Annotated in this window: 20 protein-coding genes; 15 read left to right on the forward strand and 5 right to left on the reverse strand. The window is 48.3% G+C overall.

Annotated elements, in window-relative coordinates; translation table 11 throughout:
• Positions 1–966 (reverse strand): zinc dependent phospholipase C family protein, encoded by a 966-nt coding sequence (locus P2H89_RS20015; protein ID WP_275830151.1) that lies wholly within the window; start codon positions 964–966, stop codon positions 1–3.
• A 118-nt stretch (positions 967–1,084) separates the two neighbouring features.
• The gene (locus tag P2H89_RS20020) at positions 1,085–1,726 is read right to left on the reverse strand and encodes a DUF502 domain-containing protein (protein ID WP_275830153.1); all 642 of its coding nucleotides are present in this window, start codon (positions 1,724–1,726) and stop codon (positions 1,085–1,087) included.
• A gap of 125 nt (positions 1,727–1,851) precedes the next feature.
• Between P2H89_RS20020 and P2H89_RS20025 the strand changes: the two genes are divergently transcribed.
• The 5 genes from P2H89_RS20025 to P2H89_RS20045 all read left to right on the forward strand — a co-directional run bounded on the left by P2H89_RS20025 (position 1,852) and on the right by P2H89_RS20045 (position 9,677).
• Entirely contained in the window at positions 1,852–2,511 is a 660-nt protein-coding gene (locus tag P2H89_RS20025) for a TetR/AcrR family transcriptional regulator (RefSeq protein WP_275830155.1), read from the forward strand.
• Positions 2,483–3,901, forward strand: a complete 1,419-nt coding sequence (locus P2H89_RS20030) for a TolC family protein (RefSeq protein WP_275830157.1) — start codon at positions 2,483–2,485, stop codon at positions 3,899–3,901. Before P2H89_RS20025 ends, P2H89_RS20030 begins: the two co-directional genes overlap by 29 nt.
• A 38-nt stretch (positions 3,902–3,939) precedes the next feature.
• Positions 3,940–5,103, forward strand: a complete 1,164-nt coding sequence (locus P2H89_RS20035; protein ID WP_275830159.1) for an efflux RND transporter periplasmic adaptor subunit — start codon at positions 3,940–3,942, stop codon at positions 5,101–5,103.
• 47 nt (positions 5,104–5,150) lie between these two features.
• On the forward strand, positions 5,151–8,729 hold the full coding sequence (locus tag P2H89_RS20040) for an efflux RND transporter permease subunit (RefSeq protein WP_275830161.1): 3,579 nt from the start codon (positions 5,151–5,153) through the stop codon (positions 8,727–8,729).
• 153 nt (positions 8,730–8,882) lie between these two features.
• Positions 8,883–9,677 (forward strand): TIGR00266 family protein, encoded by a 795-nt coding sequence (locus P2H89_RS20045; protein WP_275830163.1) that lies wholly within the window; start codon positions 8,883–8,885, stop codon positions 9,675–9,677.
• A gap of 71 nt (positions 9,678–9,748) precedes the next feature.
• Here P2H89_RS20045 and dacB read toward each other — a convergent pair whose 3' ends face one another.
• Both dacB and P2H89_RS20055 read right to left on the reverse strand, forming a co-directional pair.
• On the reverse strand, positions 9,749–11,113 hold the full coding sequence (dacB, locus tag P2H89_RS20050) for a D-alanyl-D-alanine carboxypeptidase/D-alanyl-D-alanine-endopeptidase (RefSeq protein WP_275830165.1): 1,365 nt from the start codon (positions 11,111–11,113) through the stop codon (positions 9,749–9,751).
• Positions 11,114–11,152: 39 nt separating this feature from the next.
• A complete protein-coding gene (locus tag P2H89_RS20055; protein WP_275830166.1) occupies positions 11,153–12,355 on the reverse strand; it encodes a formimidoylglutamase in 1,203 nt (400 codons plus the stop codon).
• On the opposite strand from P2H89_RS20055, the gene P2H89_RS20060 reads away from it, so the two are divergent.
• The 6 genes from P2H89_RS20060 (at position 12,354) to P2H89_RS20085 (ending at position 20,313) form a co-directional block, all read left to right on the forward strand.
• The gene (locus P2H89_RS20060; protein ID WP_275830168.1) at positions 12,354–13,385 is read left to right on the forward strand and encodes a phenylalanine--tRNA ligase subunit alpha; all 1,032 of its coding nucleotides are present in this window, start codon (positions 12,354–12,356) and stop codon (positions 13,383–13,385) included. The two genes, P2H89_RS20055 and P2H89_RS20060, sit on opposite strands and share 2 nt — an antisense overlap.
• Positions 13,386–13,407: 22 nt before the next feature.
• Positions 13,408–14,268, forward strand: a complete 861-nt coding sequence (locus P2H89_RS20065) for a 3-hydroxyacyl-CoA dehydrogenase NAD-binding domain-containing protein (RefSeq protein WP_275830170.1) — start codon at positions 13,408–13,410, stop codon at positions 14,266–14,268.
• A gap of 47 nt (positions 14,269–14,315) precedes the next feature.
• Positions 14,316–15,314, forward strand: coding sequence for an NAD-dependent epimerase/dehydratase family protein (locus P2H89_RS20070; protein ID WP_275830172.1), 999 nt, complete (start codon positions 14,316–14,318; stop codon positions 15,312–15,314).
• 100 nt (positions 15,315–15,414) lie between these two features.
• Positions 15,415–16,497: a carboxypeptidase-like regulatory domain-containing protein gene (locus P2H89_RS20075; protein WP_275830174.1), complete on the forward strand. Its 1,083-nt coding sequence runs from the start codon at positions 15,415–15,417 to the stop codon at positions 16,495–16,497.
• Between the two features lie 103 nt (positions 16,498–16,600).
• Positions 16,601–19,561: a sensor histidine kinase gene (locus P2H89_RS20080; RefSeq protein ID WP_275830176.1), complete on the forward strand. Its 2,961-nt coding sequence runs from the start codon at positions 16,601–16,603 to the stop codon at positions 19,559–19,561.
• A 5-nt stretch (positions 19,562–19,566) separates the two neighbouring features.
• Positions 19,567–20,313 (forward strand): response regulator transcription factor, encoded by a 747-nt coding sequence (locus P2H89_RS20085; RefSeq protein ID WP_275830178.1) that lies wholly within the window; start codon positions 19,567–19,569, stop codon positions 20,311–20,313.
• Between the two features lie 12 nt (positions 20,314–20,325).
• Here P2H89_RS20085 and P2H89_RS20090 read toward each other — a convergent pair whose 3' ends face one another.
• Positions 20,326–21,273, reverse strand: coding sequence for a UDP-3-O-(3-hydroxymyristoyl)glucosamine N-acyltransferase (locus tag P2H89_RS20090; RefSeq protein ID WP_275830180.1), 948 nt, complete (start codon positions 21,271–21,273; stop codon positions 20,326–20,328).
• A 334-nt stretch (positions 21,274–21,607) separates the two neighbouring features.
• Here P2H89_RS20090 and P2H89_RS20095 point away from each other — a divergent pair, with 334 nt between their 5' ends.
• The 4 genes from P2H89_RS20095 to P2H89_RS20110 all read left to right on the forward strand — a co-directional run bounded on the left by P2H89_RS20095 (position 21,608) and on the right by P2H89_RS20110 (position 24,702).
• Positions 21,608–22,192 (forward strand): pseudouridine synthase, encoded by a 585-nt coding sequence (locus P2H89_RS20095; RefSeq protein ID WP_275830183.1) that lies wholly within the window; start codon positions 21,608–21,610, stop codon positions 22,190–22,192.
• 53 nt (positions 22,193–22,245) lie between these two features.
• Positions 22,246–23,121, forward strand: coding sequence for a YicC/YloC family endoribonuclease (locus tag P2H89_RS20100; protein ID WP_275830186.1), 876 nt, complete (start codon positions 22,246–22,248; stop codon positions 23,119–23,121).
• Positions 23,122–23,229: 108 nt separating this feature from the next.
• Positions 23,230–23,721 carry a gliding motility lipoprotein GldH gene (locus tag P2H89_RS20105; RefSeq protein ID WP_275830187.1) on the forward strand — a complete coding sequence of 164 codons (492 nt, stop codon included), beginning with the start codon at positions 23,230–23,232 and terminating at the stop codon, positions 23,719–23,721.
• Positions 23,722–23,727: 6 nt separating this feature from the next.
• A complete protein-coding gene (locus tag P2H89_RS20110) occupies positions 23,728–24,702 on the forward strand; it encodes an ATP-binding protein (protein WP_275830189.1) in 975 nt (324 codons plus the stop codon).
• The last annotated feature ends 3 nt before the right edge of the window (positions 24,703–24,705 follow it).

A 24,705-nucleotide genomic window follows, 5' to 3' on the forward strand; every position in this document is an offset into this window, starting at 1 on the left:
TCAATCGCAGCTCCGGGCAGGTGGGGCGCTGCTTTTCCATTGCAGGTTGAGGGTTTCGAACTCTTTTTCGTCGGCTTTCGTGTATTGCCTGTTGGAAAGGCGCCGCAGATCGGGCTGGCCAGCATTGACCCAGGCGGTGTACCAGCAGGAGGCTACTGCGAAGATGGACTGGCGCATACGTCGTTCGACCATTTTGTTGAGCCGCTGATCGTAATGGCGGCTGTAGGCAGCAGAATACTGGCGGGTGATGATTCCATTGCGGTCTTCGAAGGCAAACTTTTGATCGGTAGGGAATTCGTTGTTGAGCGCTTGCTCTATCCGTAATACGGTGTCGGCGGCGGCTGCACTTTCGAGGATACGGCTCCAGATGAAGTTAGCGGGTTGTTCAATGTAACTTGCTTTACCGATCCAGAGGTTCCACTCTTTTTCTGCAAACAATTCGGGGATGCGTGACTCCCAAAATCCGTGGATGCCATGTTGGCCCGTGTGCTGGCCATTGTGGTTGCTGCTCACGTGTAATGGTACATGTGCGTCGCCGATATAATGACCCAGGTCGGCCGAGAGCTTCAATATCCTTGCCTGGTCTTTTTCGCGGAATGCCTGTGTAAGACGGTGCATGTTGATCTGTATCCACCAGGGTACGATGCCGTATTTCAGGAGCGTATCCTGCGAGTATTTCTTTACGGCCGAATCCCAATTGCGGGGTAATGCCTCATAGGGCCAGGTGCCGTAGTAGTCGATATCGATATAGTGCCGCGGCCCTTCGGCTGGCAGGATGTAGCGCCGTTTATCGGGATCTACCGCGTGCTGACTGATGAAGGCACTATTGGGTTTATAAAGCACCATCATTTCGGGCGGGAGCAGGAAGATGGCGAGTTCATTGATCTTACGGTGGGCATAAAATCCCCAGCAATAACTATTATGCGCAAGGCACAACAGGAGGAGGACGCACATGGTTCTCTTCATAAGCAATATTGAATGTTGGTTTGACCTGCTGCTGTGTTTCAGTCAGGGTCTACTTCCATTTGCTACGGCCTTTGGCTTATGGGGTTATGGTGCCGAAACGGGTCTTGTTGCTTTGGGGTTATTTCTTCCCATCGTGCTCATCTTCTATGTGCGTTACCCCACCGGAGATGGCAAATTTCATGGCATCGGTAGAGCTGATATCGGTGAGCAGCCTGACGCGGTCGCGTTTTACAAAATACAGGCGGCCGGTAAAAGCATATGATTGCGGGATATACACGGCCACGTGCTCAATGAGCCCGAACTCGCTCAGTTCCTGCTGGGTTATGAAGCCTATCTGCCACACGTCGGCAGATTCTACACTTACGAGTACGGCCTGATCGAATTTACGCTTATCACCTGCAAAGGCTTCAAAGAAATCTTTCAGGGTGCTGTATATGAGCTTAATACCGGGAGTGCGCTCAAGTATTTTATCAAAAAGCTCTACGAGCCGACTGACTATGAATGATGAAGAGATGTAACCCACCAATATAACGATGAGCATTACGAGTGCAAAGCCAAGTCCGGGTATCTTAATGGTGTTACCCTCTTTATCGGCCTCTATGAGGTGCGGGAATATTTTTTGAATGAGGCTGGGCAGGATGCCATCAACAAAATTGAATAAGGCAGTTACCGCATAAATAGTGATGGCGATGGGTGCGAGGATGATCAGTCCCTGTAAGAAATACTGAAACATCTTCTTCAATACCTGCCTGGTCTTCATGTTACAATGGTGGTTTGGGGGCAAAATTACAGGCCCGGCACGAGCATCCGTGATATTATTTCATAAAAAAAGGGGGCGGAAACTTTCGTTACGTAAAAAGTTTCCATAGTTTTGATCCCGAATTTATGACTACAGAAACAAATACGAAGGTGCGGATACGCCAGAAGGCGGAGGAGCTATTTATGAAGTATGGTATTCGCAGTGTGAGCATGGATGACATTGCCAATGCATTGGGGATGAGCAAGAAAACGATCTATCAGTATTTCGTGGACAAGGACGAACTGGTGACGGCGGTAGTGGAAGCGGATGTGCAGGATATGCAGGGTGACTGTATCAAAATTCTCGAAGGTTCGAAAGATGCCATCCATGAGATCTTCCTAACGATCGATCGTCTGCTGGAGCAGTTCCGCAACATGAACCCGATGTTGATCTACGACCTGGAGAAGTTTCACATCCGTGGGTATCAAAAGTTTATGGATCATAAGAATAAGTTTTTGCTGCAGGTGATCAGGAAGAACCTGGAGCGCGGACTGGCCGAGGGTTTGTACCGCGATGACCTGAACGCAGACCTGGTGGCGAGGTTCCGGTTGGAATCGATGATGATCCCCTTCAATATTGACCTCTTCCCTCCTACCAAATTCAGCATGGCCGATGTATCGAAAGAGATCATGGAGCTGTATGTGCACGGCCTGGTTTCTCAAAAGGGCTACAAGCTAATCGTAAAATATAAAGAAGAACGTTTAAAACAAGCAAATCATGACACCTTATCGGGTAAGACGAAGTAAAAGCTTCCTGCTGCTGATGGCGACCTGCCTGTCGATGCATGCGCTGAAGGCGCAGGACAGTACCCACCTGGCGCTTTCGGCCAAAGAATGCGTGGACTACGCTATGAAGAATACTGTTCAGGTAAAGAATGCGTTGCTGGCGATCCAGATACAGCAACAAAGTAATAAAGAGATCACCTCGGCTGCGCTACCACAGGTGAGCGGCAGCGTTGATGCGAACTATTATCCCAAGGTTCCTGTACAGAGCTTTCCCAATTTCATTGCAGCCGCGACCTACGGCGTGTTGGAGCAGGAAGGTGTGAAGAACGGAACCGGAACGCCCATCATTTCGCCCAAGGATTTTGGTTTTATCCAGGCGCAATTTGGAACCAAGTATACCGGTTCGGTGGGAGTAGGTCTTTCGCAGCTGTTGTTTGACGGGCAAGTGTTTGTTGGATTACAGGCGCGGGAAGCTTCGATCAAATATGCTACCAAGACAGCCGAAGTAACGCAAGTGCAGATCAAGGCCAATGTCTACAAGGTTTATTACCAGCTGGTAGTTGGCAAGCGGCAAATAGGTACGGTCGATGCGAATATAGAACGGACCGAAAAACTCCTGCATGATACCAAGGCCTTTTACACCAATGGGTTTGCTGAAAAACTTGACGTAGACAAGGTAGAAGTAACCCTTGCCAACCTGCGCACCGAACGTGTAAAGCTTGATAATACGCTAAAGAATGGTTTACTGGGCCTTAAACTGCTGATTGGTATGCCGATCCGGAATGAGCTGACCTTAACCGATACCCTTTCGGAAGCCCAATTAAAAACAAATATCCTCGACACCTCTTACAATTATTCGGACAGGAAGGAATATGAGCAGGCAGAATGGCTGAAACGCCTGAACGAATACAATATCAAGCGTTATCAACTGAGCAAGTTGCCTACGGTGGCTTTGTTGGGCAGCTTCAGCAAGAATGCGCAGCGGAATAAGTTCAACTTTTTCGACTTCAATGAGGACTGGTTCACTACGGCCCTTATCGGGGTGAAAGTATCGGTACCCATTTTTGAGGGGCTGGCTAAGAACGCACGTATCAGCAAGGCCAGACTGGAATTGCAGCAAACGGAGAACATGATGGACGTGTTGAAACTATCGATCGACAATGAAGTTGAAACAGCAAGGACCAGCCTGCAAAGCGCTTTTGTATCGATGGATTTTCAGCAAAAGAATATGGTGCTGGCCGAGAATGTTTACAACCAGACCAAGCTGAAATATGAGCAGGGCCTGGGATCTAACCTCGAAATTACCAATGCGAATGCCGAGCTCAGAACGGCGCAGATCAACTATTACAGTGCTCTATACGACGCCATTATTGCGAAGGTGGATTTCCTGACGGCGACCGGCAAACTTTAAACCATTACAACCTCATTAATAGCTTTAAAAAACGAATCATGAAAACGATGTATAAATTATTTACGCTGGCTCTGGTGGTGTTGCTGGCTGCCTGCGGCGCCACTTCCGGCGATAAAGAGCTGGTGAAGAAAAAAGCCGAACTGGAGAAGCTAAAAGGCGAGCAAAAAGACCTGGCCAAACAGATCGACTCTTTAGAGGCTCAGATCAAAAGGATCGACCCAACCACGGTGAAAGAAGAAAAGACGAAACTGGTAGCGGTAGCAGTGATAACGCCCGCGCAATTCACACACTATATTGATCTGAAGGGTAAGATCGATGCGCAGAATATCGGCCTCGTTACGCCGCGCGGCCCTGGCGGGCTGGTGAAAGCCATTTTTGTAAAGCAAGGCGATCCGGTACGCAAGGGCCAATTGCTGATGAAACTGGATGACCCAATGACCCAACAACAGATAGAGCAGGCGAGGATCAACCTCAACCTGGCACAAACCACTTATGACCGCCGCAAGAATCTGTGGGATCAAAAGATCGGCACAGAGATCGAATTATTGAATGCCAAAGCCAATGTCGAAAATATCCAAAAACAGATCGACCTGCTGAAGGAGCAAGCTGACCTGGCCAATGTATACGCAGAAATGAGTGGTGTTGCAGATGAGGTGACCATCAAAGTAGGTGAAACATTCAGTGCAGCAACTGCCAGCATGCGTGGTATCACGATCGTGAATTCAAGCGAACTGAAAGTAGTGGCAGATGTTCCCGAAGCTTATCAGGGCCGCGTGAACACCGGCAGCAACCTGCTCATTACGCTTCCGGAACTGAATAATGATACCATCCGTACCAGGGTGAATGTTGCCGGCCGGATGATCAACCCCGATACCCGCAGCTTCCAGATCGAAGCTAAGATCTCCGCCAACAGCAAACTGCGCCCCAATCAACTGGCGATGGTACGCATCCAGGATTATCAGGCGCCCAGGGCGATCACTGTGCCCATCAGCACTTTGCAAAGTGACGAGAAAGGTAAGTTCGTGCTGGTTGCCGTGAAAGAAGGTACCAAACTGGTTGCCCGGAAGAAGAATGTAACCGTAGGAGAATTGTATGGCGACAGGCTGGAGATCAAGAGTGGATTGCAGGCAGGCGAACAGCTGATCACGGAAGGGTTCCAGGGCCTCTATGACGGTCAATTGATAACAACAGATGTGAAGTAAGCGTGGATGTGAGCGATGGACGATTCTACAATTCTTAAATCAATCTTATGAGTGTTCTGGAAAATATACAGGAGAAGTTCAAGCATTTCCGACCTACGACCTGGAGTATTAAAAATAAGACCTCTATTTACCTGGTGATGTTGATCGTAACGCTGATAGGTGTTTATCAGTTCGTGACATTACCGAAAGAGCAGTATCCCGATATCGTGATCCCTACCATTTACGTGCAAACCATACACGTTGGTAACTCACCCAAAGACATCGAGAACCTCGTAACCCAGCCCATTGAAAAGCAGATCAAGGGTATTACCGGGGCCAAGATCAATAAAGTAACGAGTACCTCCCTGCAGGATTACTCTGCCATCACCGTTGAGTTCGATACGGATGTTAAGACGGATGTTGCGTTGCGGAAAGTTAAGGATGCCGTTGATAAGGCCAAGCAGGACCTTCCTACGGATCTTACCGAAGAGCCCACGGTTATGGAGGTGAGCTTCTCGGACCAGCCCATCATGTATGTGAACGTGAGCGGCAACTTCGATGTGATGAAGCTGAAGGAATATGCCGACGATCTGCAGGACAGGCTGGAAGAGCTGCCCCAGATCAACCGCGTTGACCTGGTGGGTGCTCCTGAAAGGGAATTCCAGATCAATGTTGACAACTACCGGATGGATATTGCCGGCGTTACGTTTGACGACATTGCCAATGCGGTCTCCCGCGAGAACATGGATATTTCGGGTGGCTTGCTCGATGTAGGCGATACCAAGCGGAATCTGCAGTTGAAAGGTCAGTTCAAAACCAGCTTTGATATCGAAAAAGTGGTGGTGCGCAATTCGAAAGGCGCTCCTATCTACCTGAAAGATATTGCCACCATCAAGGATACAATCAAGGAAAAAGAAAGCTATGCCCGATTGAATGGTAAGAATGTAATCACCCTGAACATCATTAAACGTTCGGGTGAGAACCTGATCGAGACCTCGGATGATGTGAAGAAAGCCGTGAACCTAATGAAGGAGGAGCAATTTCCCAAAGAGCTGGATGTGGTGATCACGGGCGATATGAGTAAGGCTACCCGCACTTCGTTTGATGAGCTGGTGAACACGATCGTGATCGGCTTTATCCTGGTATTGCTGATCCTGATGTTCTTTATGGGTGTTACGAATGCCTTCTTCGTGGCTTTGTCGGTTCCATTGAGTATGTTCGTTGCTTTCATCTTTCTACCAGCGGCCGACCTGATCGTGGGCGCCAACGTGACCCTGAACTTCATGGTACTGTTCGCGCTGGTGTTTGGACTGGGGATCATCGTAGATGATGCCATTGTGGTGATCGAGAATACGCACCGGATCTTTGTGCAATCGAAAGGGAAGCTCACTGCCGAGAAGTCGGCCATGATGGCCGCCGGTGAAGTGTTCATTCCGGTACTCTCGGGTACAGTGACTACATTGGCTCCCTTCTTCCCCCTACTATTCTGGCCGGGTATCATTGGCAAGTTCATGATCTACCTGCCTACGATGCTGATCTTTACACTGACGGCTTCGCTGATCGTGGCATTTATCATGAACCCGGTTTTTGCCGTGGACTTCATGAACCATGACGATGATCATAAACGTCCGAAGACGGCTATCTTCAAGAGTCCGGCTTTGTGGATCGCGCTGGGCGTGGGTATCGCGCTGGATGTTTCGGGTTATACCTTCATGGGTAATCTGTTGATCTTCTTCGTGCTGATCGCCTTGCTGAATAAGTTTGTGCTGGAGGGGTTGATCCGCCGTTTCCAACACAGCTTTTTGCCCTGGCTGATGAATCACTATGAAAGCCTCTTACGTTGGGCTTTAAAAGGATGGCGCCCGGTGTGGCTGTTATTGGCCACCTTCGGCCTTTTCCTCTTCTCCTTGTTCCTGTTTGGAGCAGCGAAGGTTCCGGTAATCCTGTTCCCAACCGGTGACCCCAACCAGATCTATGTATATATGAAGTTGCCGGTAGGCACCAATGTAAATTATACCGACTCGGTGACGCGGGTATTGGAAGGCCGCGTATATAAGGTTTTGGGCATCGACAATGGTAAAACGAACCCCATTGTAGAAAGTGCCATCAGTAATGTGGCGGTGGGTGCGGGTGACCCAATGAGTGGTGACAGAAGTACGCGACCAGAGTTGGGACGTATTCAGATCTCCTTTGTAGAATATGAAAAAAGACATGGCCATTCTACGGCGCCTTATCTCGACTCTATCCGCAAGGTGGTGAAGGGCATTCCCGGCGCCGAATTGTCGGTAAGCCAGGAACAGGGCGGCCCTCCTACCGATCCACCGGTGAATATCGAGATCGCAGGTGACAATTTTGATGATATCATCAAAACAGCTGCTTCCCTGAAGAACTACCTGGATTCTATTGCCACCCCGGGCGTGGAAGAGTTAAAAATGGACGTTGACCTTACCAATCCGGAGATCACATTTACGGTTGATCGTGAGCGTGCGTTGATCGAGGGTGTTTCCTCGGCTCAGATCGGTATGGAACTGCGTACGGCATTATTTGGCCGGGAAGTTTCGAAGATCAAGGATGGTGAAGATGAGTATAAGATACAATTACGAAACCTGGAATTGCAACGGAAAAGTCTGGTCGACCTGCTGAACATGAAGATCAATTTCCGGGATATGGCGACCGGTGGTTACAAAAGTATTCCTATCAGTTCGCTGGTGAAGTTTGACCTAACCAGCACGCTGGGTAGTGTGAAACGGAAGAATCAGAAGCGCACCATTACGCTTATTTCGAATGTGCTGGAATCGCAGGGTTATAATCCGCAGGCGGTGAATGAAGAACTGGCTGTACATATTGCCGACTTCAAGAAGAAGCCTGACAATGTTACGATCCGGCAAACTGGGCAGGGTGAGCAGATGGCGGAGACCTTCAACTTCCTGACGCTTGCACTGGTAGTGGCATTAATGCTGATCCTCTTTATCCTCGTACTTCAATTCAATTCGATCAGTAAGGCGGTGATCATTTTGATGGAGATCATTTTCAGTGTGATCGGGGTTTTGATCGGCTTTGCGCTGACTGGTATGGAAGTGTCTATCGTTATGACAGGTATTGGTATCGTGGGATTGGCCGGTATTGTGGTGAAGAACGGTATCCTGGTGATCGAGTTTACGGAAGAGCTGCGCGGCCGGGGTATGAAAACCCGCGAAGCAGTGGTGGAAGCGGGTAAAACGCGTATCATCCCGGTTTTGCTGACGGCGATCGCCGCGATCCTTGGCCTGATCCCATTGGCGATTGGTTTCAATATCAACTTCCTGACATTATTCGCCGACCTCAATCCGAAGATCTTTTTCGGTGGTGACAATGCTGTGTTCTGGAAGCCGCTGGCCTGGACGATCATCTTTGGTTTGGCCTTTGCGTTCTTCATGACGCTGGTAATCGTACCGAGTATGTACCTGATTGCCGAGCGGTTGAGAAGGCCAATGCGGAAAATGTACGGCGGTAAGTGGATCTCTTTCCTGGGCATCCCTCCGTTTACCTTGCTCTTTATGCCTTTGATGCTCATTACGATGTTAAAGCATCGCTTCGACAAGGCACGCCGCAGGCGTAAACTTGCCGGAAAGAATGTAAATGAGGCATTTATCGGCAGTTGGTTTTAAGCGTCTGAGTTAATATGTGTTATAAAGGGCCCGCTTTGCTGCGGGCCCTTTTTTTGCGGCCATATTGTAATATTTCCCTGATTTTGCTACTTATATGGTATTAATCAAATGGGCAGGTTGCCCTAATTTTGAATCAAATAATTGACTTTGTATATGAAATCGAACCATGAAATAGATTACCGGATTTACGGTGAAGAGATGCAATATGTAGAAGTTGAACTGGATCCCAATGAAACGGCTATCGCTGAAAGCGGCGCTTTCATGATGATGGACGATGGCATCCAGATGCAAACCTTATTTGGCGACGGCTCTCAACCGCAGCAGGGTCTCCTTGGCAAACTGATGTCGGCGGGTAAGCGTATTTTAACGGGTGAAAGTTTGTTCATGACCGCGTTTACGAATGTGGGCCATGGCAAACGCCGTGTGAGCTTTGCCTCTCCTTACCCCGGTAAGATCATTCCATTGGACCTTTCCTTGCTGGAAGGCAAGATCGTAGCCCAAAAAGATTCGTTCCTGTGTGCTGCGAAAGGTGTTTCCATTGGCATTGAGTTGCAGAGAAAACTGGGTACCGGTTTATTTGGTGGCGAAGGCTTTATCATGCAAAAACTGGAAGGCGATGGCATGGCGTTCGTGCATGCCGGTGGTCACGTGTTTGAAAGAACATTGCAACCGGGAGAAACGCTGAAGATCGATACCGGTTGTATCGTTGCCTATACCCGCCATATCGACTACGACATCCAGTTTGTAGGTGGTATCAAGAACACCCTTTTTGGTGGTGAAGGTTTGTTCTTTGCGACTTTGCGCGGCCCCGGTAAAGTATGGCTGCAAACCTTGCCCATCAGCCGGCTGGCCGGCCGTATCCTCGCTTACGGTACTTATAAGCGTAAGGAAGAGGGAAGTATTTTGGGGGGCATCGGCAATATGCTGGATGGTGACGGTTGGAAATAATGCTTTTGGTATACATAAAGAGGCCCGGCTTGCGCATGCAAGCCGGGCCTCTTCTTATTCCTGACGGTGACTTAGTACTTGTTGCGAATATTGGTGAGAAACGCTTCTACACTTCTGCGGATATTAGCAGGACTTCCATTGTGGTTATTGACCAGCACAGAAAATACCAGCAGTTTATTCTTTTGGGTATACAGAAATCCACTCAGGGCAAGTACCCCCGACAGTGAGCCTGTTTTGGCATATATATAGCCGCTGTCCTTTTTATAATAAGCGCTGAGCGTGCCGGTACCACCGGTAGGAAAAATGCCCTTTATGCGATCCATTCCAAACTGCGTACGCATCTTATTGAGTATAGCCACAAAATCCTGTGGTGTAAACAGGTTGTAGCGGCTGAGGCCACTGCCATCCACCCAACGGGGCGCCTGTGGCAGATCGGCCAGGTCGGTTTTAAGCAGGGTGTCGATGATCTGCCGATCGCTCATGATACCGAGCTTGCGGTTGCTGACCATGAGCAGGGTTTGTTCGGCATAAAAATTATCGCTCCGGTGCATCATGGGGCGCAGCATGGAATCGGTGGGCTGCGAATGGATCACTGATGGCTGCATGCTTCTCAGCATGGGTTGCAGGCTACGGGTGGCCCTCCAATTTTTTGCCACTACTTCTTTGTGCAGGGTATCGGGCAGCAGTTCGATGGCCGATTGAATGCCATTGGTATAGAACGGTACTTCCTGTTCTTTCTTCTTTTCTACTCCCTGATTGATATGGTATACATTATCGGCCTGATCGCGCTCTACATAAAAACTTTTGTTGGCCGTATCACCACTGAAACGCACTTTCCATTCCACCTCGGGTATCGAGTAGATGGAAGGGCTGGGTGCGAACAGGGGATCGGCATTCTGCGTGGCTTCGCCGGCTTCCTGTACCCATTTTATGATATTGCCGAATACGGGCAGGGCGCTACGCTCGGCCATGTAATTTTCGTTGTAGTCGTTCCAGCTCCATCCGGAACCCAGGGCGCGTGCCTTCCAATCGGCATCGGTGATGTACAGGTTTTTGGGGCTCTTTTGCAGAAAATCAACGACTGGTTGTTTCTTAAATTCCGGATGCAGGAATGTGGGGTCGCCTGCCGGGAGAATGAATACAGCCGTATCGTTTTCGTAATAACGTATGCCGGTGAGGCTATCACCGAGGTATTTGAGCGCGGCGAAGCAGGTTACGATCTTGGTATTGGAGGCGGGTACAAAATATTTATCGGCCTGGTGGTTGTAGAGGTATTTGTTTTCCGCTACATCGTACAGGCTGATGCCAATGTGTGCCTTGCTGATGGTGGCATCCTGCAGGATCGTTTGATGCGCCTGTTTATTTATCGCCTTTTGGGTAGAACAGGCTGCAAGAAACAGCAGGGGGCCAACAATGAATCGGCTATTCTTTTTCATGGCCCCAATATACGGCAATGTGCGTTTGCTGCAGCAGGATTAATCTCTTTCCTGTGCACGCAGCCATCTTTCGGGAATCTCGTTGCGGCCGGCCAATAAATAATCTTTATATGAGCAGGGAATAAATTTCTTATCGGGTAACTGCATCCACCAGCGTCCTGTCTTTTTGCTTTGGAGGAACACGGATTCAATTTCAGCAAATGCCATGTGGAATTCATTGAAAGATTCCTTCTCCTCCACTTTGGCTTCGCGTTTGCCGCGGCTGCGGCCATCGATGAGGTACCAAAGCATATGGCTGATCTGCTTTGCCGTTAGGGATTCTTTGTCCTTTTGCGGTACATAGCCATAGATACCGATGGTATTGATGCTGGTACTCATACCAGCATATCGCATGAGGATACAGGCCTCTTCGCCATTGAGGCCGTTGGGGGTGATGGTATTGGAAGGCGCAAAGGCGTTGGCGATGGCTGATATATCGAAACTGAATAGTTGGCTGTTGCGGATAACGGGTTCCATTTCTTCGATCTGGTCTTTGACCATGCCCACGCGGAAGCAATCGAAGCGGAGTTTATCCATGGTCTCTAACATGTGCGGGTGCACATAGTAGCTTTGGAATCCGATGTGGTTGTAGTGACGGATGAAATTGGGCTCGCCGGTGAGCATCTCCATGAGGAAGTTCTTGTCGCGCTGGGGCGTATCCATGGAGAGGTCGATCAGGGCATCGACGCATGTGGCGTCGATCACCTTCTGCTGATCGGCGTACATGCCATACTGGGCGAGGGTAAGGTCGTGCGAACCGCCGAGGATGACAACGAGCTTACCCGCAGCGGTCAATTCGGCAAGTACCGTTTTAAGGGCCGCATAGGTATCCTTGAGCGATGCCCCTTTCTTAATGTTCCCTATGTCGGCAATGGAAATATCCTGGTGCCAGTAGAATAGCTGGTAGAACTCGGCCCGCACGCGGTCGGGCGCGGGTTGTGTACCCGGGGGGATAGCGGCTCCCCTGGTTTCGCCACAGCCTACCAAAACGATGTCTACGGTGGTTAAATCGGGCATTTCCTCTTCGTAAACCTGTAAAGTTTTCCCTAACTGTCCATCCTTATATGATTCATCCTGTGAAAGTACGGCCCGGTTGACGGGTTCCAGGAAATCAGCGATATTAAAAATATCCGACATGGGCGCAAGATAGAGCGAAAGTTGGAAAGTGAGAAAGCCGGTTTCCTTCATTATCTTTGCCGCCATGGAACAATTGTTACAACAGATAGCCACCTATAAGCAGGAGATTGAGGGCCTTACACATAATGGGGCCGAGGCCCTGGAAGCTTATCGTATCAAGTTTCTGGGAACGAAGGGCATCGTGAAGAACCTGTTTACGGAGATGAAGAATGTTGCTCCTGACAAGAAGAAGGAATTTGGTCTGATCCTGAATGATTTCAAGCAACTGGCGGAAGGCAAATATGAGGCGTGGAAGCTGGAAGTGGAAAGCGGTGTCAGCGCCAGTGGCCCGGCTATCGATGTAACCCTGCCGGGCGATCCGCTGCCTTTGGGTACCCGCCACCCGATCAACTTGTTCCTGAACCATGTTATCAGTATTTTCCAGCGCCTGGGATTTTCGGTTGCCGAAGGCCCAGAGATCGAAGACGACTGGCACAACTTTACCGCACTCAACCTTCCTGAGCATCACCCCGCGCGGGATATGCAGGATACCTTTTATATTCAGCAAAAGCCCGACTGGCTGCTGCGTACGCATACCAGCAATACCCAGATCAGGGCTATGGAGCAAAATCCTTTGCCCATCCGCATTATCTGTCCCGGCCGCGTATACCGGAATGAAACGGTGAGCGCCCGCAGCCATTGTTTCTTTCACCAGATCGAGGGCCTGTACATTGACGAAAATGTGTCTTTTGCCGATCTGAAGCAGACATTGTACTTCTTTGTACAGGAGATGTATGGCAAGGATATCAAGGTGCGTTTCCGCCCCAGCTATTTCCCTTTCACCGAACCCAGTGCCGAGATGGATATTCAATGCCAGATCTGCGGTGGCGAAGGCTGTGCTGTATGTAAACGTACGGGCTGGCTGGAGATACTTGGTTGCGGCATGGTACACCCGAAAGTGCTGGAAAATTGTAAGATCGACTCCAATAAATACACCGGTTTCGCTTTCGGTATGGGTATCGAGCGGCCTGCACTGTTGAAGTATGGCATCAATGATATCCGCCTGTTCAGCGAGAACGATGTCCGTTTTCTACGACAGTTTACGAGTGCGATTTGACGTTCCTATCCAATAAATCTACATGACGTTGGCTCATCCTATTCAGACTGTGTGCGTTTGTGGTGCCGGGACCATGGGTAGCGGTATCGCCCAGCTGACAGCTCAAAAAGGGTTTCATACGATATTGTATGACGTTAGCCGTGAGACGACCGACAAGGCCAGGAGTGGCCTGGAGCATTCATTGCTTCAGCTGGTGGAGAAAAAAAAGATCACAGACGAGGAAAAGACAGCTATTCTGGGCCGGCTGCGGTTTACCAATGATGTCAATGACTGTCTGGCAGATATTGTGATCGAGGCGATCGTAGAAAAAGCGCCGGTCAAAACGGCTCTCTTCAATCAATTGGCCGAGATCAACCACAGCGAGGTCATTTTCGCTACCAATACTTCTTCTCTTTCCGTGACAGACATTGCCAGTCAGGTGATGCGCCCCGAGCGGGTAGCAGGCATGCATTTTTTTAATCCTGCCCCGGTGATGAAGCTGGTGGAAGTGGTAGCTACTCCACATAGCAACGAAGCAACCTTACAATCGATCATGACGCTGGCGGAGCAACTGGGTAAAACGGCGGTACTGTGTAAGGATGCGCCGGGCTTTATCGTAAACCATGTGGCCCGCCCTTATTACCTGGAGGCATTGAAACTGGTAGAGATGGGTGTTGCGGATTTCGAGACCATTGACAATATGCTGGAAGCTACGGGTTTTAAAATGGGGCCTTTCCGCTTGATGGACCTGATCGGCAATGATATCAATTATGCCGTTAGCTGTTCGGTCTATGACCAATTGGGGCAACCGGCCCGACTGAAGCCTTCGGATATTCAGCGTGAGCGGGTAGAAAGACAGGAACTGGGCCGGAAAAGTGGGAAAGGGTATTATAATTACCCCTGACAGGGCAGGCTTTTAACGACGATCTATATTGTAATTAATTTATCGTTTTGATCAAGAAAGTATTTGTAACAGGCGGGACGGGTTTTCTTGGGGCTTATATCATCCAGGAGTTGGTTGAGCGCGGATTTGCGGTGCGAGGTCTGCGACGGAGCGCCAGGTTCCCTTTCTTTATACCGGTCAACATCATGGAGCAGGTGGAATGGGTGGAAGGCGATATTCTTGACGTGGTTTCACTGGATGAGGCCATGGAGGGCATAGACGCCGTTATTCACGCTGCTGCGAAGGTCTCTTTCGATCCCAAAGAAAAAGAGGAGCTTTTTCATATTAATATAGATGGCACTGCCAATGTGGTGAACATGGCCCTGGATAAGGGAGTGACCCGGTTTGTGCATATCAGTTCGGTGGCGGCCCTCGGCCGCACGGCCAATGGCGATCACGTTAACGAAACCAAAAAGTGGCAGGCCAGCAAACTGAATACACAATATGCCATCAGTAAATACCATGCCGAGCGTGAAGTGTGGCGTGGCATGGGTGAAGGCCTGGATGTGGTGGTGCTCAACCCCAGTACGATTTTAGGTTATGGAGACTGGAGCACTTCGAGCTGTGCCATTTTCAAGAACTCTTTCCGGGAGTTTCCGTGGTATACGAATGGCGTAAATGGTTTTGTAGATGTAAAGGATGTGGCCCGGGCAGCGGTGTTGCTGATGGAAAGCAATATCAGTACCGAGCGGTTTATCGTAAATGGCGATAACTGGTCGTTCCAGCAATTACTCAATACGATCGCCGATGGATTCGGCAAGAAAAAACCTACCCGCGAAGCGAGTCCGTTCATGGGAGAAATAGCCTGGCGGATGGAACGATTCAAATCTTTGTTCTCAGGAAAGAAACCTTTGCTTACTCAACAGAGTGCCCGGGTGGCGCAAAGTAAAACCTTCTTCGACCACCAGAAATTATTAAAGGCTTTACCCGGGTTTTCTTTCACCCCCCTGACGCAGAGCATTCAACACGCCTGTCAGCAATACCTGCAGCATCCTCAATCGCTATAACTGGCAAAGTAGTTGCATCCTTTACTTCCAACTGAGTGATTTTTATGCTATTTTAGGTTGCCCGGGCCTGTGCGCAGGTTCCATTTTTAATAGTATCCATATGAGAAAGTCCATTGCCGTTCTTCTTTTAACGTTTGTTTGTATGCTGTCTTTGGCCCAGCAAAAGGAATTTTCCGTGCTGGGCAAGGTGATCGATTCTGCTACCCGGCAGCCTTTGTTGGGCGCATCTGCCTTTTGCCAGAATACGACTCATGGTACCATTACCAATAATGAGGGCTTATTTTTCCTGCGGCTTCCCGGCGGCGGTTACGACCTTGTAATCTCTTACACAGGTTATGCCAAGTATGTTACCCGCATCAGCAGTAATCAGGTGCTGGCCGACACCCTGGTGATCGAACTTGTGAAAGAAGAAAAAACGATGACCGAGGTAGCTGTCGTAGCCAGCAATGAAGTAGCAGATGGTTTGACAAAGTATGGTTCGTTCTTTACCGACCACTTTATAGGAACAACGCCCAATGCCAGCCAGTGTGTGTTGCAGAATCCGGAAGCCCTGCGTTTTTTTTATACGAAAAAGCGCAACCGGTTAAAAGTGACTGCGAAGGAAGACCTGATCGTTAAGAACTATGCATTGGGTTATACGATCCGATATCAGCTCGACTCCTTTAGTTACGATTACAACACCAATATCAGCCAGTTTACCGGGTATCCCTTCTTTCAGGAGATGGACAGTACAGATGCTGTAGCTGAAAAGTGGATTAAGAGCCGTGCTAAAACCTACCTTGGATCGAGGCTTCATTTTATGCGGTCTATGTTTGACAGTTCGGCCAGTGAGGAGGGGTTTATTGTTGAAAAGCTGGATGATGATCCGAAAAGTGTGAAGGGAACGATCATTAAAGACCTTTATGACAGTACGGTTTATATTGCGGACAGCAATGATGTAACCATCAATTGGGCGGGCAGGTACAGAGTGAGCTATAAAACCGTGTACCCCGACAAACGATTTCTCGAAGAGCTCAAGTTGCCTGCCAATACGCGTATGCAGGTGACCCTGGTGGCAGTAACCGATGGCTTTGTGATCGAGGAGAACGGCTACTTCTATGAACAATACGATGTGATCAATACGGGCTACTGGGCCTGGAAAAAGCTGGCCGAGTTACTGCCCTACAATTACGAGTATGAGTAATTCTGTGCAACATATTAGTAAATTCTTAAGAATCCGCGACGTGTGGTTATGCGTTTTTTAGTTATCTTGGGCGTGTCATAACAGACCAAAATACTGAGCTTTAATGCCCGCTGCTGAACGCAAACCTGATCCGCATTGTACATTGAGATTGCCCGCTATTAAGGTGGCAACCAGGTACAGAATATCTATCGGGCATCAAGTTCTCCTCCTCTTCTTTATATCGCTGCCTTTCCGCTCTCTTTCGCAGGAATACAATTATGTGCATTATGATACGCGCGATGGTCTTGCGGGATCTACTGTATATGATATGTGCCAGGATAAGGATGGATTTATCTGGTTTGCTACGGAAGCCGGTCTGAGCCGGTTTGATGGTACGCGATTCAAGAACTTCACCACTGCAGATGGGCTGCCCGAGGTGGAGATCATCAAATTGTATGCTGATCATAAAGGGCGTGTATGGATTGCTCCTTTCAAGAATACGGTTTGTTACTATTATCAAGGAAAAATACATACGGCGGAAAACGATAGTTTACTACGGTTGGTGAAAATGAATGCTATTGCGCATGGTATTACGGGCGACGCAGACGGGAATATTTATTTTACGGGCAGCCAGTTTGGCTATATCCTGCAGACTCAGCCTGGCAGGGAAAAATTCTTTGACTTAAGTCAGTACAATAGGCACTTTAAATCTGGGATGAAGAATTTTGGCGATGGGAAAGGACTCCTTCTTAATAGCAATGACTCTAACTTCTTATTGAAGGACGGAACTCTTCAATATTTTATGGGTTCCCCAAATAAGAGAAAGGAGATCACCACCTATCTTACTCAAGACAAATCTTATTACAAAATCCCGTTTACAGAAACCGAGTATAACTCGCATCTCGAACGGATTGACAGTAATAAAGCATTTATGATGGTTTTGCTGGGTACCAATGATGGTGCCTTAATGATCGACACCGTTTCTCATTTGAAATTCACCGAAAAGTTTCTACCAGGCAAAAGGGTCAATATTCCACTTATTGATTTTGAGAAAAACATATGGTTTGGTACAGCAGGAGAAGGAGCTTACAAACTGGTTTCGAGAAACTTTAAAACGTACGCTTTCTCCAACAGTAAAACAGCTGAAATCTTTACCATTGAAAAACAGGGAAACAAAGTGCTGGCCGGGTCGGGTAATAACAAGTTGTATGAAGTTGAAGGAGCGAACATAAAGCCCTTTAATTTTTCAGCGTTACTCCAACATGCGGCCCGGGCAGATTCAGGTAACAGGTTACTGGCGATAAAAAAAACAAAAAAAGGAAATATCATCTTGTTGTTCGACCTGTTTACGATCAGGCGATCGCCTGCCGGCGACCGCGTAAACTATTTGTTTTCGGCCAAGAGTGTTGCAGAGGGCCCGGGCGATACCTTATTGATAGGTACGGGATCAAACGTTGTGCGGGTACGGGAAAGCGACCTGCAAATATTGGATACCATTTGGCAACGACGGTCTACTCTGGTGGCCTACTACGATGGACTTAACTACGTGGGAAATGTTGACGGGTTGTACACCGTTTCGAAAAACAAGTCTATCAATTACCTGGGCGACCGGTATCCGGCGTTGCGATACCGCATTGCAGCTTTTGCCCAACCTGCTGATGGCAGTTTGTGGGTTGCTACTTATGGCGGCGGCTTGTTGGGTTTCAAAGGAGGCCGGCTCATTTCGCACCTTACGGTAAAGCAAGGCTTATTAAGTGATATATGCCGTACGTTGTTTGCGCAGGATGAGTTTTTATGGTTAGGCACCGATAAAGGCATGAGCAAGATCAACCTCCGGCAGCCAGGCATTCGATTGCGCCATTATACCGTTGCAGACGGGTTGCCTTCGAATATGATCAATGCAATTTATGTGGACGGTAGTGAAGTTCATATAGGGTCGCCAGCCGGACTGACCACATTTGACGAAAGCCAGGTTACCAACTTTTCCCGTTCGGAACTTCGCTTGCTGGATGTTTCCTTTTCCGGAAAATCGATGCCATTGCAGCCATCTTATGAACTCGATCATAATGACAATAATTTAAGGGTAGAGTTTGCTGGTATCTCTTATAAATCAGGAGGTGATATGATGTACCGCTACCGGCTAAGTGGCCTTCGGGATGTATGGGATTCTACCCGACAAAATATCCTGGAGTATCCTTCATTACCTCCCGGTGATTATAAGCTGGAACTGATTGCGGTCAACAAATTTGGGATAGTCAGCCAGCCTATTGTTCTTTCCTTTTTGGTCAAGGCTGCTTTTTGGCAAACCTGGTGGTTCATATTCCTGATGGTGGGGCTTACCATCGGATTAACGACGGCGTTGGTGGCCTGGCGTTTCAACCTGGTGCGCCGGCGGGAGAAAGAAAAGGCGAGTTTACAGGAAAGGGTACATAAGCTGGAGCAGTTGGCCCTGTTATCGCAAATGAACCCACATTTCATCTTCAACTGCCTGAACTCCATTCAGAATTTCATTATCAAGAACGAACTGGAAACCACCAACCAATACCTTACCGAACTCGCACACCTCATCAGACAAACGATGGATTGTGCGGAGAAAGGATCTATTTCCATCCGCCAGGAGATCAAATACCTGACCCGTTATATTGAGCTGGAAAGAATGCGGTTTGGCAAATCTTTCGATTATTCTATTACCTGCGATGAGCAGGTGGATAAGGATTCGCTGCTGCTGCCGAGCATGATCCTCCAACCCTACGTGGAAAACAGCATACGGCATGGTATAAGACACAAAAAGGAGGGCCGTGGGATGATCGGCATAAAATTTAAGCAGTATGGCGCCCGACTTTTATGTATTGTGGACGATAATGGCATCGGTAGGGAGAGTGCCCGCCGACTCCGATCGCAGATCCATGTGGAGTACCAATCGAAAGGTATGACGCTGGCCGCAGAGCGGATCCAGGCTTTGAACCGTCAATATGGCGAAAAGGTCACCATCGATATTATTGACAAGGTGGATGAGCAGGGTAATCCGACAGGAACCAGGATAGAGATCAATTTTCCTTATCAAATGCTTTCTAAACTCAGTTAATTACTATGATCAGGACTGTTCTTATCGACGATGAGCCCAACAATATCGACACGTTACAGCATTTGCTGGACCGTTATTGTCCCCAGGTGCAAGTGGTTGGCCGGGCAGAAAGCGCCCAATCGGGCGTGGCGGTCATCCAATCGACACAACCCGACCTGGTATTTCTGGATATAGAAATGCCCTACGGGAATGCCTTTGACCTGCTCAACAGCCTCAACCCGATCCAGTTCGATGTCATCTTCGTTACGGCGTTCGACAACTATGCCATCAACGCCATCAGATACTCGGCCCTCGACTATTTATTAAAGCCTGTCAATATCAAAGAATTGCAGCTAGCGGTGCAAAAAGCCGCCGACCAGCTGTTGCAAAAGAATATGCATAAGCGGATCGACACTTTATTTTATAATCTGTCGACCCCCAAGAGTGCTTATCAACGGCTGGCACTCCCCACCCTTGACGGGTTGGTATTTGTGAACACAGAAGATGTTATCCGGATGGAGGCCAAGAGCAACTATACCGTTATCTATTTCAAGAATGGGTCGACCGTTACAGTGTCAAAGACCCTGAAGGAGTTTGAGGACATCCTTAGTGCAGACCAGTTCTCCAGGATCCACCATTCGCATATAATCAATCACCACTTTGTGAAAAAGTATCACCGGGGGCGGGGAGGCTATATCGAAATGGAAGATGGCACATCCATCGAGGTATCAATCCGTAAGCGGGATGAGTTCCTATCCAAGTTCGGTACTTAATAAGTGGTTACCTTATTTCAGGTTTTTGATCTTCTCCCATATTTCTGGAATGCGTTTGATCCATACAAATTCTCTTTTTTTCAGCGATGCATCTTCTGCCGGGGAACCGAAATACATTTTGCCGCCCTGCAGTGATGCCGGAACACCGCTTTGTGCGAATACAACAGCGTTGGCTCCGATCGTAAGGGTTTTGGATACACCTACCTGGCCCCACAGTATAACTCCGTCTTCGATGGTAGTGGCGCCTGCAATACCTACCTGACCAGCAAACAGGCAATTTTTGCCCACCACAGTATCGTGGCCTATGTGTATGAGGTTGTCCATTTTGGTACCTCGGCCTATGCGTGTGTCGTGACTAACGCCCCGGTCGATGGTACAGCCAGCTCCTATTTCAACGTCGTCCTCGATAACTACCCGTCCACCACTTTCCATGCGCTTGTACCAAACCTCCCTGTCTTTTTTGGTATTATAGTAAAAGGCGTCGGAACCGATGACAGTGCCTGCCTGTATAACGACATTATCACCGATAACACAATGGTCCATAATGGTGACATTGGGGAAGATGCGGCAGTTCTTACCTATGGTAACATGGTGACCGATAAAAGCGTTGGGAGCGATATAGGTTCCTTCACCAACCGTTGACTTATCACTGATCAATCCTGTGGCCGGCTGAAAGGGGCGGAAATGGCGTACAATGGTTTGATAAGCTTCGAACGGCTGGTCAACGATCAACAATGCTTTGCCATCCGGAAAACTGGTTTCCTTATTGATAATTATAAAGGTGGCTGCCGACTGAATACACTTATCATAATACTTGGGATGGTCAACGAATACCAGATCACCCTCCTCTACCTTATGAATTTCATTGATGCCTGTAACCAACCCGTTTACATTACCTACCAGTTGGGCGTTGATCAATTGTGCTATCTCTTTTACTGCTATCGGTGCCGGAAACTTCATAGTTGCTGATTTGCGCAAAGGTAGTATCGAATCCATGAAGTATAACAGGCTTGTTGAAACCTGCTTATACCAATGGTTTCATTGAGGTCGTTTGCAGCGTATGATGTTATCCATTCCAGCCAAAGGGAATCGATGGCCTATAAATTCGTTAACATACCAGGGAGCGGGGGAGGAAATCCACAGCATTAAAAAAAATGTGTATAAAATTTATGGTAAAATTTTTCCGTATAGAAGAAATTATTTTTAATATTGTGTAGGGAAATTTATTTCCCGGTACTTACTAACCCATCCACATAATAAATCTCCCGGCTCACCGGGAGATTTTTCTTTTAGTATGCTTCAGTATTTTATCATCTACAAACCATTCCAGGTACTTACCCAGTTCACATCGGAAGGCGCTAAGCGCACTTTAAAGGATTACTTCAATGTGCCGGCAGACGTGTATCCTGTTGGACGGCTCGATTACGATAGCGAGGGGTTATTGTTGCTTACCAATGATAAACAACTCAACCATCGGTTGCTGGATCCCAGGTATGCACATGAACGGGAATACTGGGTACAGGTGGAAGGTACCATAACTGTAAAGGCAACCCAGGTGCTTGCAGCTGGTGTCAGTATAACAGTTGATGGTAAGGCATACCGCACGAAGCCCTGTATCGCAAATGTCTTTGACCCGCCGCCGGCTGTGCCGGATCGTAACCCTCCTATCCGATACCGCAAATCGGTCCCGGACAGCTGGCTACGACTTATCCTTACCGAAGGAAAAAACAGGCAGGTTCGTAAAATGACTGCCCAGGCTGGCTTCCCGACCCTTAGGCTGATCCGTTACCGGATAGAGAGGCTAACGGCAGCAGGTTTACAACCTGGCGACATGCGCGAATTGACCCGCTCGGTCGTATATGAAGCCCTATTCTCTTAATTGCTCACTAACAACTATAAACTAATTCCTTACCTTGCTGTAAAATCCATAATATGCTGAAATCTATGACCGGTTTTGGAAGAGCAGAGCAAACTGTAGGTGATAAGACATTCCTTGTGGATATCAAATCACTGAATGGAAAGCAGTTTGAGCTTTCCTTAAAAATGCCTGCCTTTTTAAAGCCCTTTGAATTTGATATCCGTGCCTTGCTGTCTAAAAAGCTGGGGCGTGGTACTGTAGACTGTACCATCAGCTTGAAGGAAAGCGGTGCTGCCAAGCCAGTAAGCATCAATACTGATCTTGCCAAAGCATATTATAAACCAATCGCGGAACTTTCGAAAGAGCTGGCGCTTGACCCTGCTCATATTTTGAGTACGCTGATCAAGTTGCCGGAAGTAATTACCCCAACCGGCGAAACGTTAACACCCTCGGAATGGGAAGCTTTTGAAAAGGTGGTCGAGAGCGCCATCAACAACCTCAACACCCACAGACAGGAAGAAGGGAAGGTTCTCCAACAGGACCTGTTGCTACGCATTACCAATATCCGCAAACAGCAGGAGCAGGTGATACAGTTGGAGCCCTTACGAAAACAAAAGATCAAGGACGGCCTGGTCAAAGTGCTGGAAGAAAATGTGGGCAAGGAAAATTACGACCCCAACAGACTTGAGCAGGAACTGATCTATTATATTGAAAAGATCGACCTCACTGAAGAACAGGTTCGCCTTAAAAACCATTGCGACTATTTTGTTTCTATTCTGGAGGAACAGGATGAAAATAAGGGTAAGAAATTATCGTTCATATTGCAGGAAATTGGTCGCGAGATCAACACTACGGGTGCCAAGGCTTACGATTCCAGCATCCAAAAATGTGTGGTGATGATGAAAGACGAGATGGAAAAGGCTAAAGAACAGGTATTAAACGTACTTTAAGCTGGTGGTATGGGGGCAGCTGTCAGCCAAATCACCGGGCTGTCTCCCTTCCATCCCGACTCTTGCGACATATAGCCCGATATGTATATTTGTCTAAAATATTTTCCATTGAAAAGGACCCGCCAGTTTCGTATTCTGCCCTTTACCTTCCTCATTTCCGGCATGTTGTTGATTGCATCCTGTGCCACGGTAGATGTTTTTGAAAAGAATGTGGCTATTCCCAATCATGCCTGGAGCAGCCAGTTCACTCCCGAGATCAACTTCGACATCACCGATACAGTAAGCCTTTATAACATCTTCGTTGTGGTACGACATACCGATGCCTACCGTTATAAGAATATCTGGATGAACCTGACCATCCAGCAACCTGACAGTACCTCCAGGACAGAAAAGCTGGAGCTGCAACTGGCTACCGATAGTAAGGGCTGGCTGGGTACCGGAATGGACGACATCTACGAACACCGCATTGCCGTAACGTCCTTACAGCGCCCGGTACCTCTCAAAAGAGGCACTTATCGCTTTAAGCTTACCAATGTAATGCGCGAAGACCCATTGGAACACGTAATGAACGTGGGTATCCGGGTAGAGAAAGCGAAATAATCAACCATGGATGCCGCCTCCAAGAAAAGACTTTACTTCATCAGCTCCATTTACTGGTTCCTGCTCCTGTACGTTATAGCGGTATTGGTTTGGTGGTTCATCGCCCTCGAGATCCAGAACCGCAAAATGACGAGCTATAAACTCAATGAACTTAAACTGGACGATCCTGGTTACCAGGCCCGCTACGATCAGATCAACGAAGAGAAAAGGCGGAAAACAGCTTCCTATATCGGTGAGGGCATCACCTTCCTGGGGCTGACGCTGGTGGGGGCCTTTTTTGTTTACCGTACTTTCAGACGCCAACTTAATTTTCAGCAGCAGCAGCAGAACTTTATGATGACGGTGACCCACGAGCTGAAGACCCCGATCGCCGTAGCTAAACTAAACCTCGAAACGCTCCAAAAGCATTCTCTCGAAGAAAGCAAAAGACAAAAAGTGCTGCAGATGACGGTCACGGAAGTGAACCGCCTTAATACGCTCGTTAATAATATCCTCGTTTCGGCCCAGCTCGAAGCCGGCCGCCATCGGGTGTCGGACGAAGAACTTGACTTCTCGGACCTGGTTAAAACGAGTTTCTCCGACTTTCAACAGCGCTTTCCCGACAGAACATGGGAGCTGGATGTGGAAGCAGAGATCGACCTGAAAGGCGATCCCCTTTTATTGCAGATCCTCGTGAACAACCTGCTTGAGAATGCCATGAAGTATTCTCCCAAGGACAAGCGTATCTTCTGCAAACTTCATCAGCACGGAAAGCAGGTGATCCTGGAAGTGATCGACGAAGGACCTGGCATCCCGGATGCCGAAAAGAAAAAGGTGTTTGAAAAATTCTACCGCATCGGGAACGAAAATACCCGCACGGCAAAGGGCACCGGCCTGGGCCTGTACCTGTGTCATAAAATTGCAAAAGATCACCATGGGAATATCCGGTTGACTGATAATACTCCAACCGGCTGTACCTTTAGCGTTAGCTTTAATAAGTAAATT

This window comes from Paraflavitalea sp. CAU 1676 (assembly GCF_029223285.1).
Lineage (GTDB): Bacteria > Bacteroidota > Bacteroidia > Chitinophagales > Chitinophagaceae > Paraflavitalea.

Excerpts from the sequence above, each read along its gene's own strand:
- P2H89_RS20075 (WP_275830174.1), top strand. The coding sequence starts at position 15,415 with ATGAGAAAGTCCATTGCCGTTCTTCTTTTAACGTTTGTTTGTATGCTG.
- P2H89_RS20045 (WP_275830163.1), top strand. The coding sequence starts at position 8,883 with ATGAAATCGAACCATGAAATAGATTACCGGATTTACGGTGAAGAGATG.
- P2H89_RS20090 (WP_275830180.1), bottom strand. The coding sequence starts at position 21,273 with ATGAAGTTTCCGGCACCGATAGCAGTAAAAGAGATAGCACAATTGATC.
- dacB (WP_275830165.1), bottom strand. The coding sequence starts at position 11,113 with ATGAAAAAGAATAGCCGATTCATTGTTGGCCCCCTGCTGTTTCTTGCA.
- P2H89_RS20055 (WP_275830166.1), bottom strand. The coding sequence starts at position 12,355 with ATGGCGGCAAAGATAATGAAGGAAACCGGCTTTCTCACTTTCCAACTT.
- P2H89_RS20065 (WP_275830170.1), top strand. The coding sequence starts at position 13,408 with ATGACGTTGGCTCATCCTATTCAGACTGTGTGCGTTTGTGGTGCCGGG.
- P2H89_RS20110 (WP_275830189.1), top strand. The coding sequence starts at position 23,728 with ATGGATGCCGCCTCCAAGAAAAGACTTTACTTCATCAGCTCCATTTAC.
- P2H89_RS20025 (WP_275830155.1), top strand. The coding sequence starts at position 1,852 with ATGACTACAGAAACAAATACGAAGGTGCGGATACGCCAGAAGGCGGAG.
- P2H89_RS20085 (WP_275830178.1), top strand. The coding sequence starts at position 19,567 with ATGATCAGGACTGTTCTTATCGACGATGAGCCCAACAATATCGACACG.
- P2H89_RS20100 (WP_275830186.1), top strand. The coding sequence starts at position 22,246 with ATGCTGAAATCTATGACCGGTTTTGGAAGAGCAGAGCAAACTGTAGGT.
- P2H89_RS20030 (WP_275830157.1), top strand. The coding sequence starts at position 2,483 with ATGACACCTTATCGGGTAAGACGAAGTAAAAGCTTCCTGCTGCTGATG.
- P2H89_RS20020 (WP_275830153.1), bottom strand. The coding sequence starts at position 1,726 with ATGAAGACCAGGCAGGTATTGAAGAAGATGTTTCAGTATTTCTTACAG.
- P2H89_RS20080 (WP_275830176.1), top strand. The coding sequence starts at position 16,601 with ATGCCCGCTGCTGAACGCAAACCTGATCCGCATTGTACATTGAGATTG.
- P2H89_RS20095 (WP_275830183.1), top strand. The coding sequence starts at position 21,608 with ATGCTTCAGTATTTTATCATCTACAAACCATTCCAGGTACTTACCCAG.
- P2H89_RS20040 (WP_275830161.1), top strand. The coding sequence starts at position 5,151 with ATGAGTGTTCTGGAAAATATACAGGAGAAGTTCAAGCATTTCCGACCT.
- P2H89_RS20035 (WP_275830159.1), top strand. The coding sequence starts at position 3,940 with ATGAAAACGATGTATAAATTATTTACGCTGGCTCTGGTGGTGTTGCTG.
- P2H89_RS20015 (WP_275830151.1), bottom strand. The coding sequence starts at position 966 with ATGAAGAGAACCATGTGCGTCCTCCTCCTGTTGTGCCTTGCGCATAAT.
- P2H89_RS20060 (WP_275830168.1), top strand. The coding sequence starts at position 12,354 with ATGGAACAATTGTTACAACAGATAGCCACCTATAAGCAGGAGATTGAG.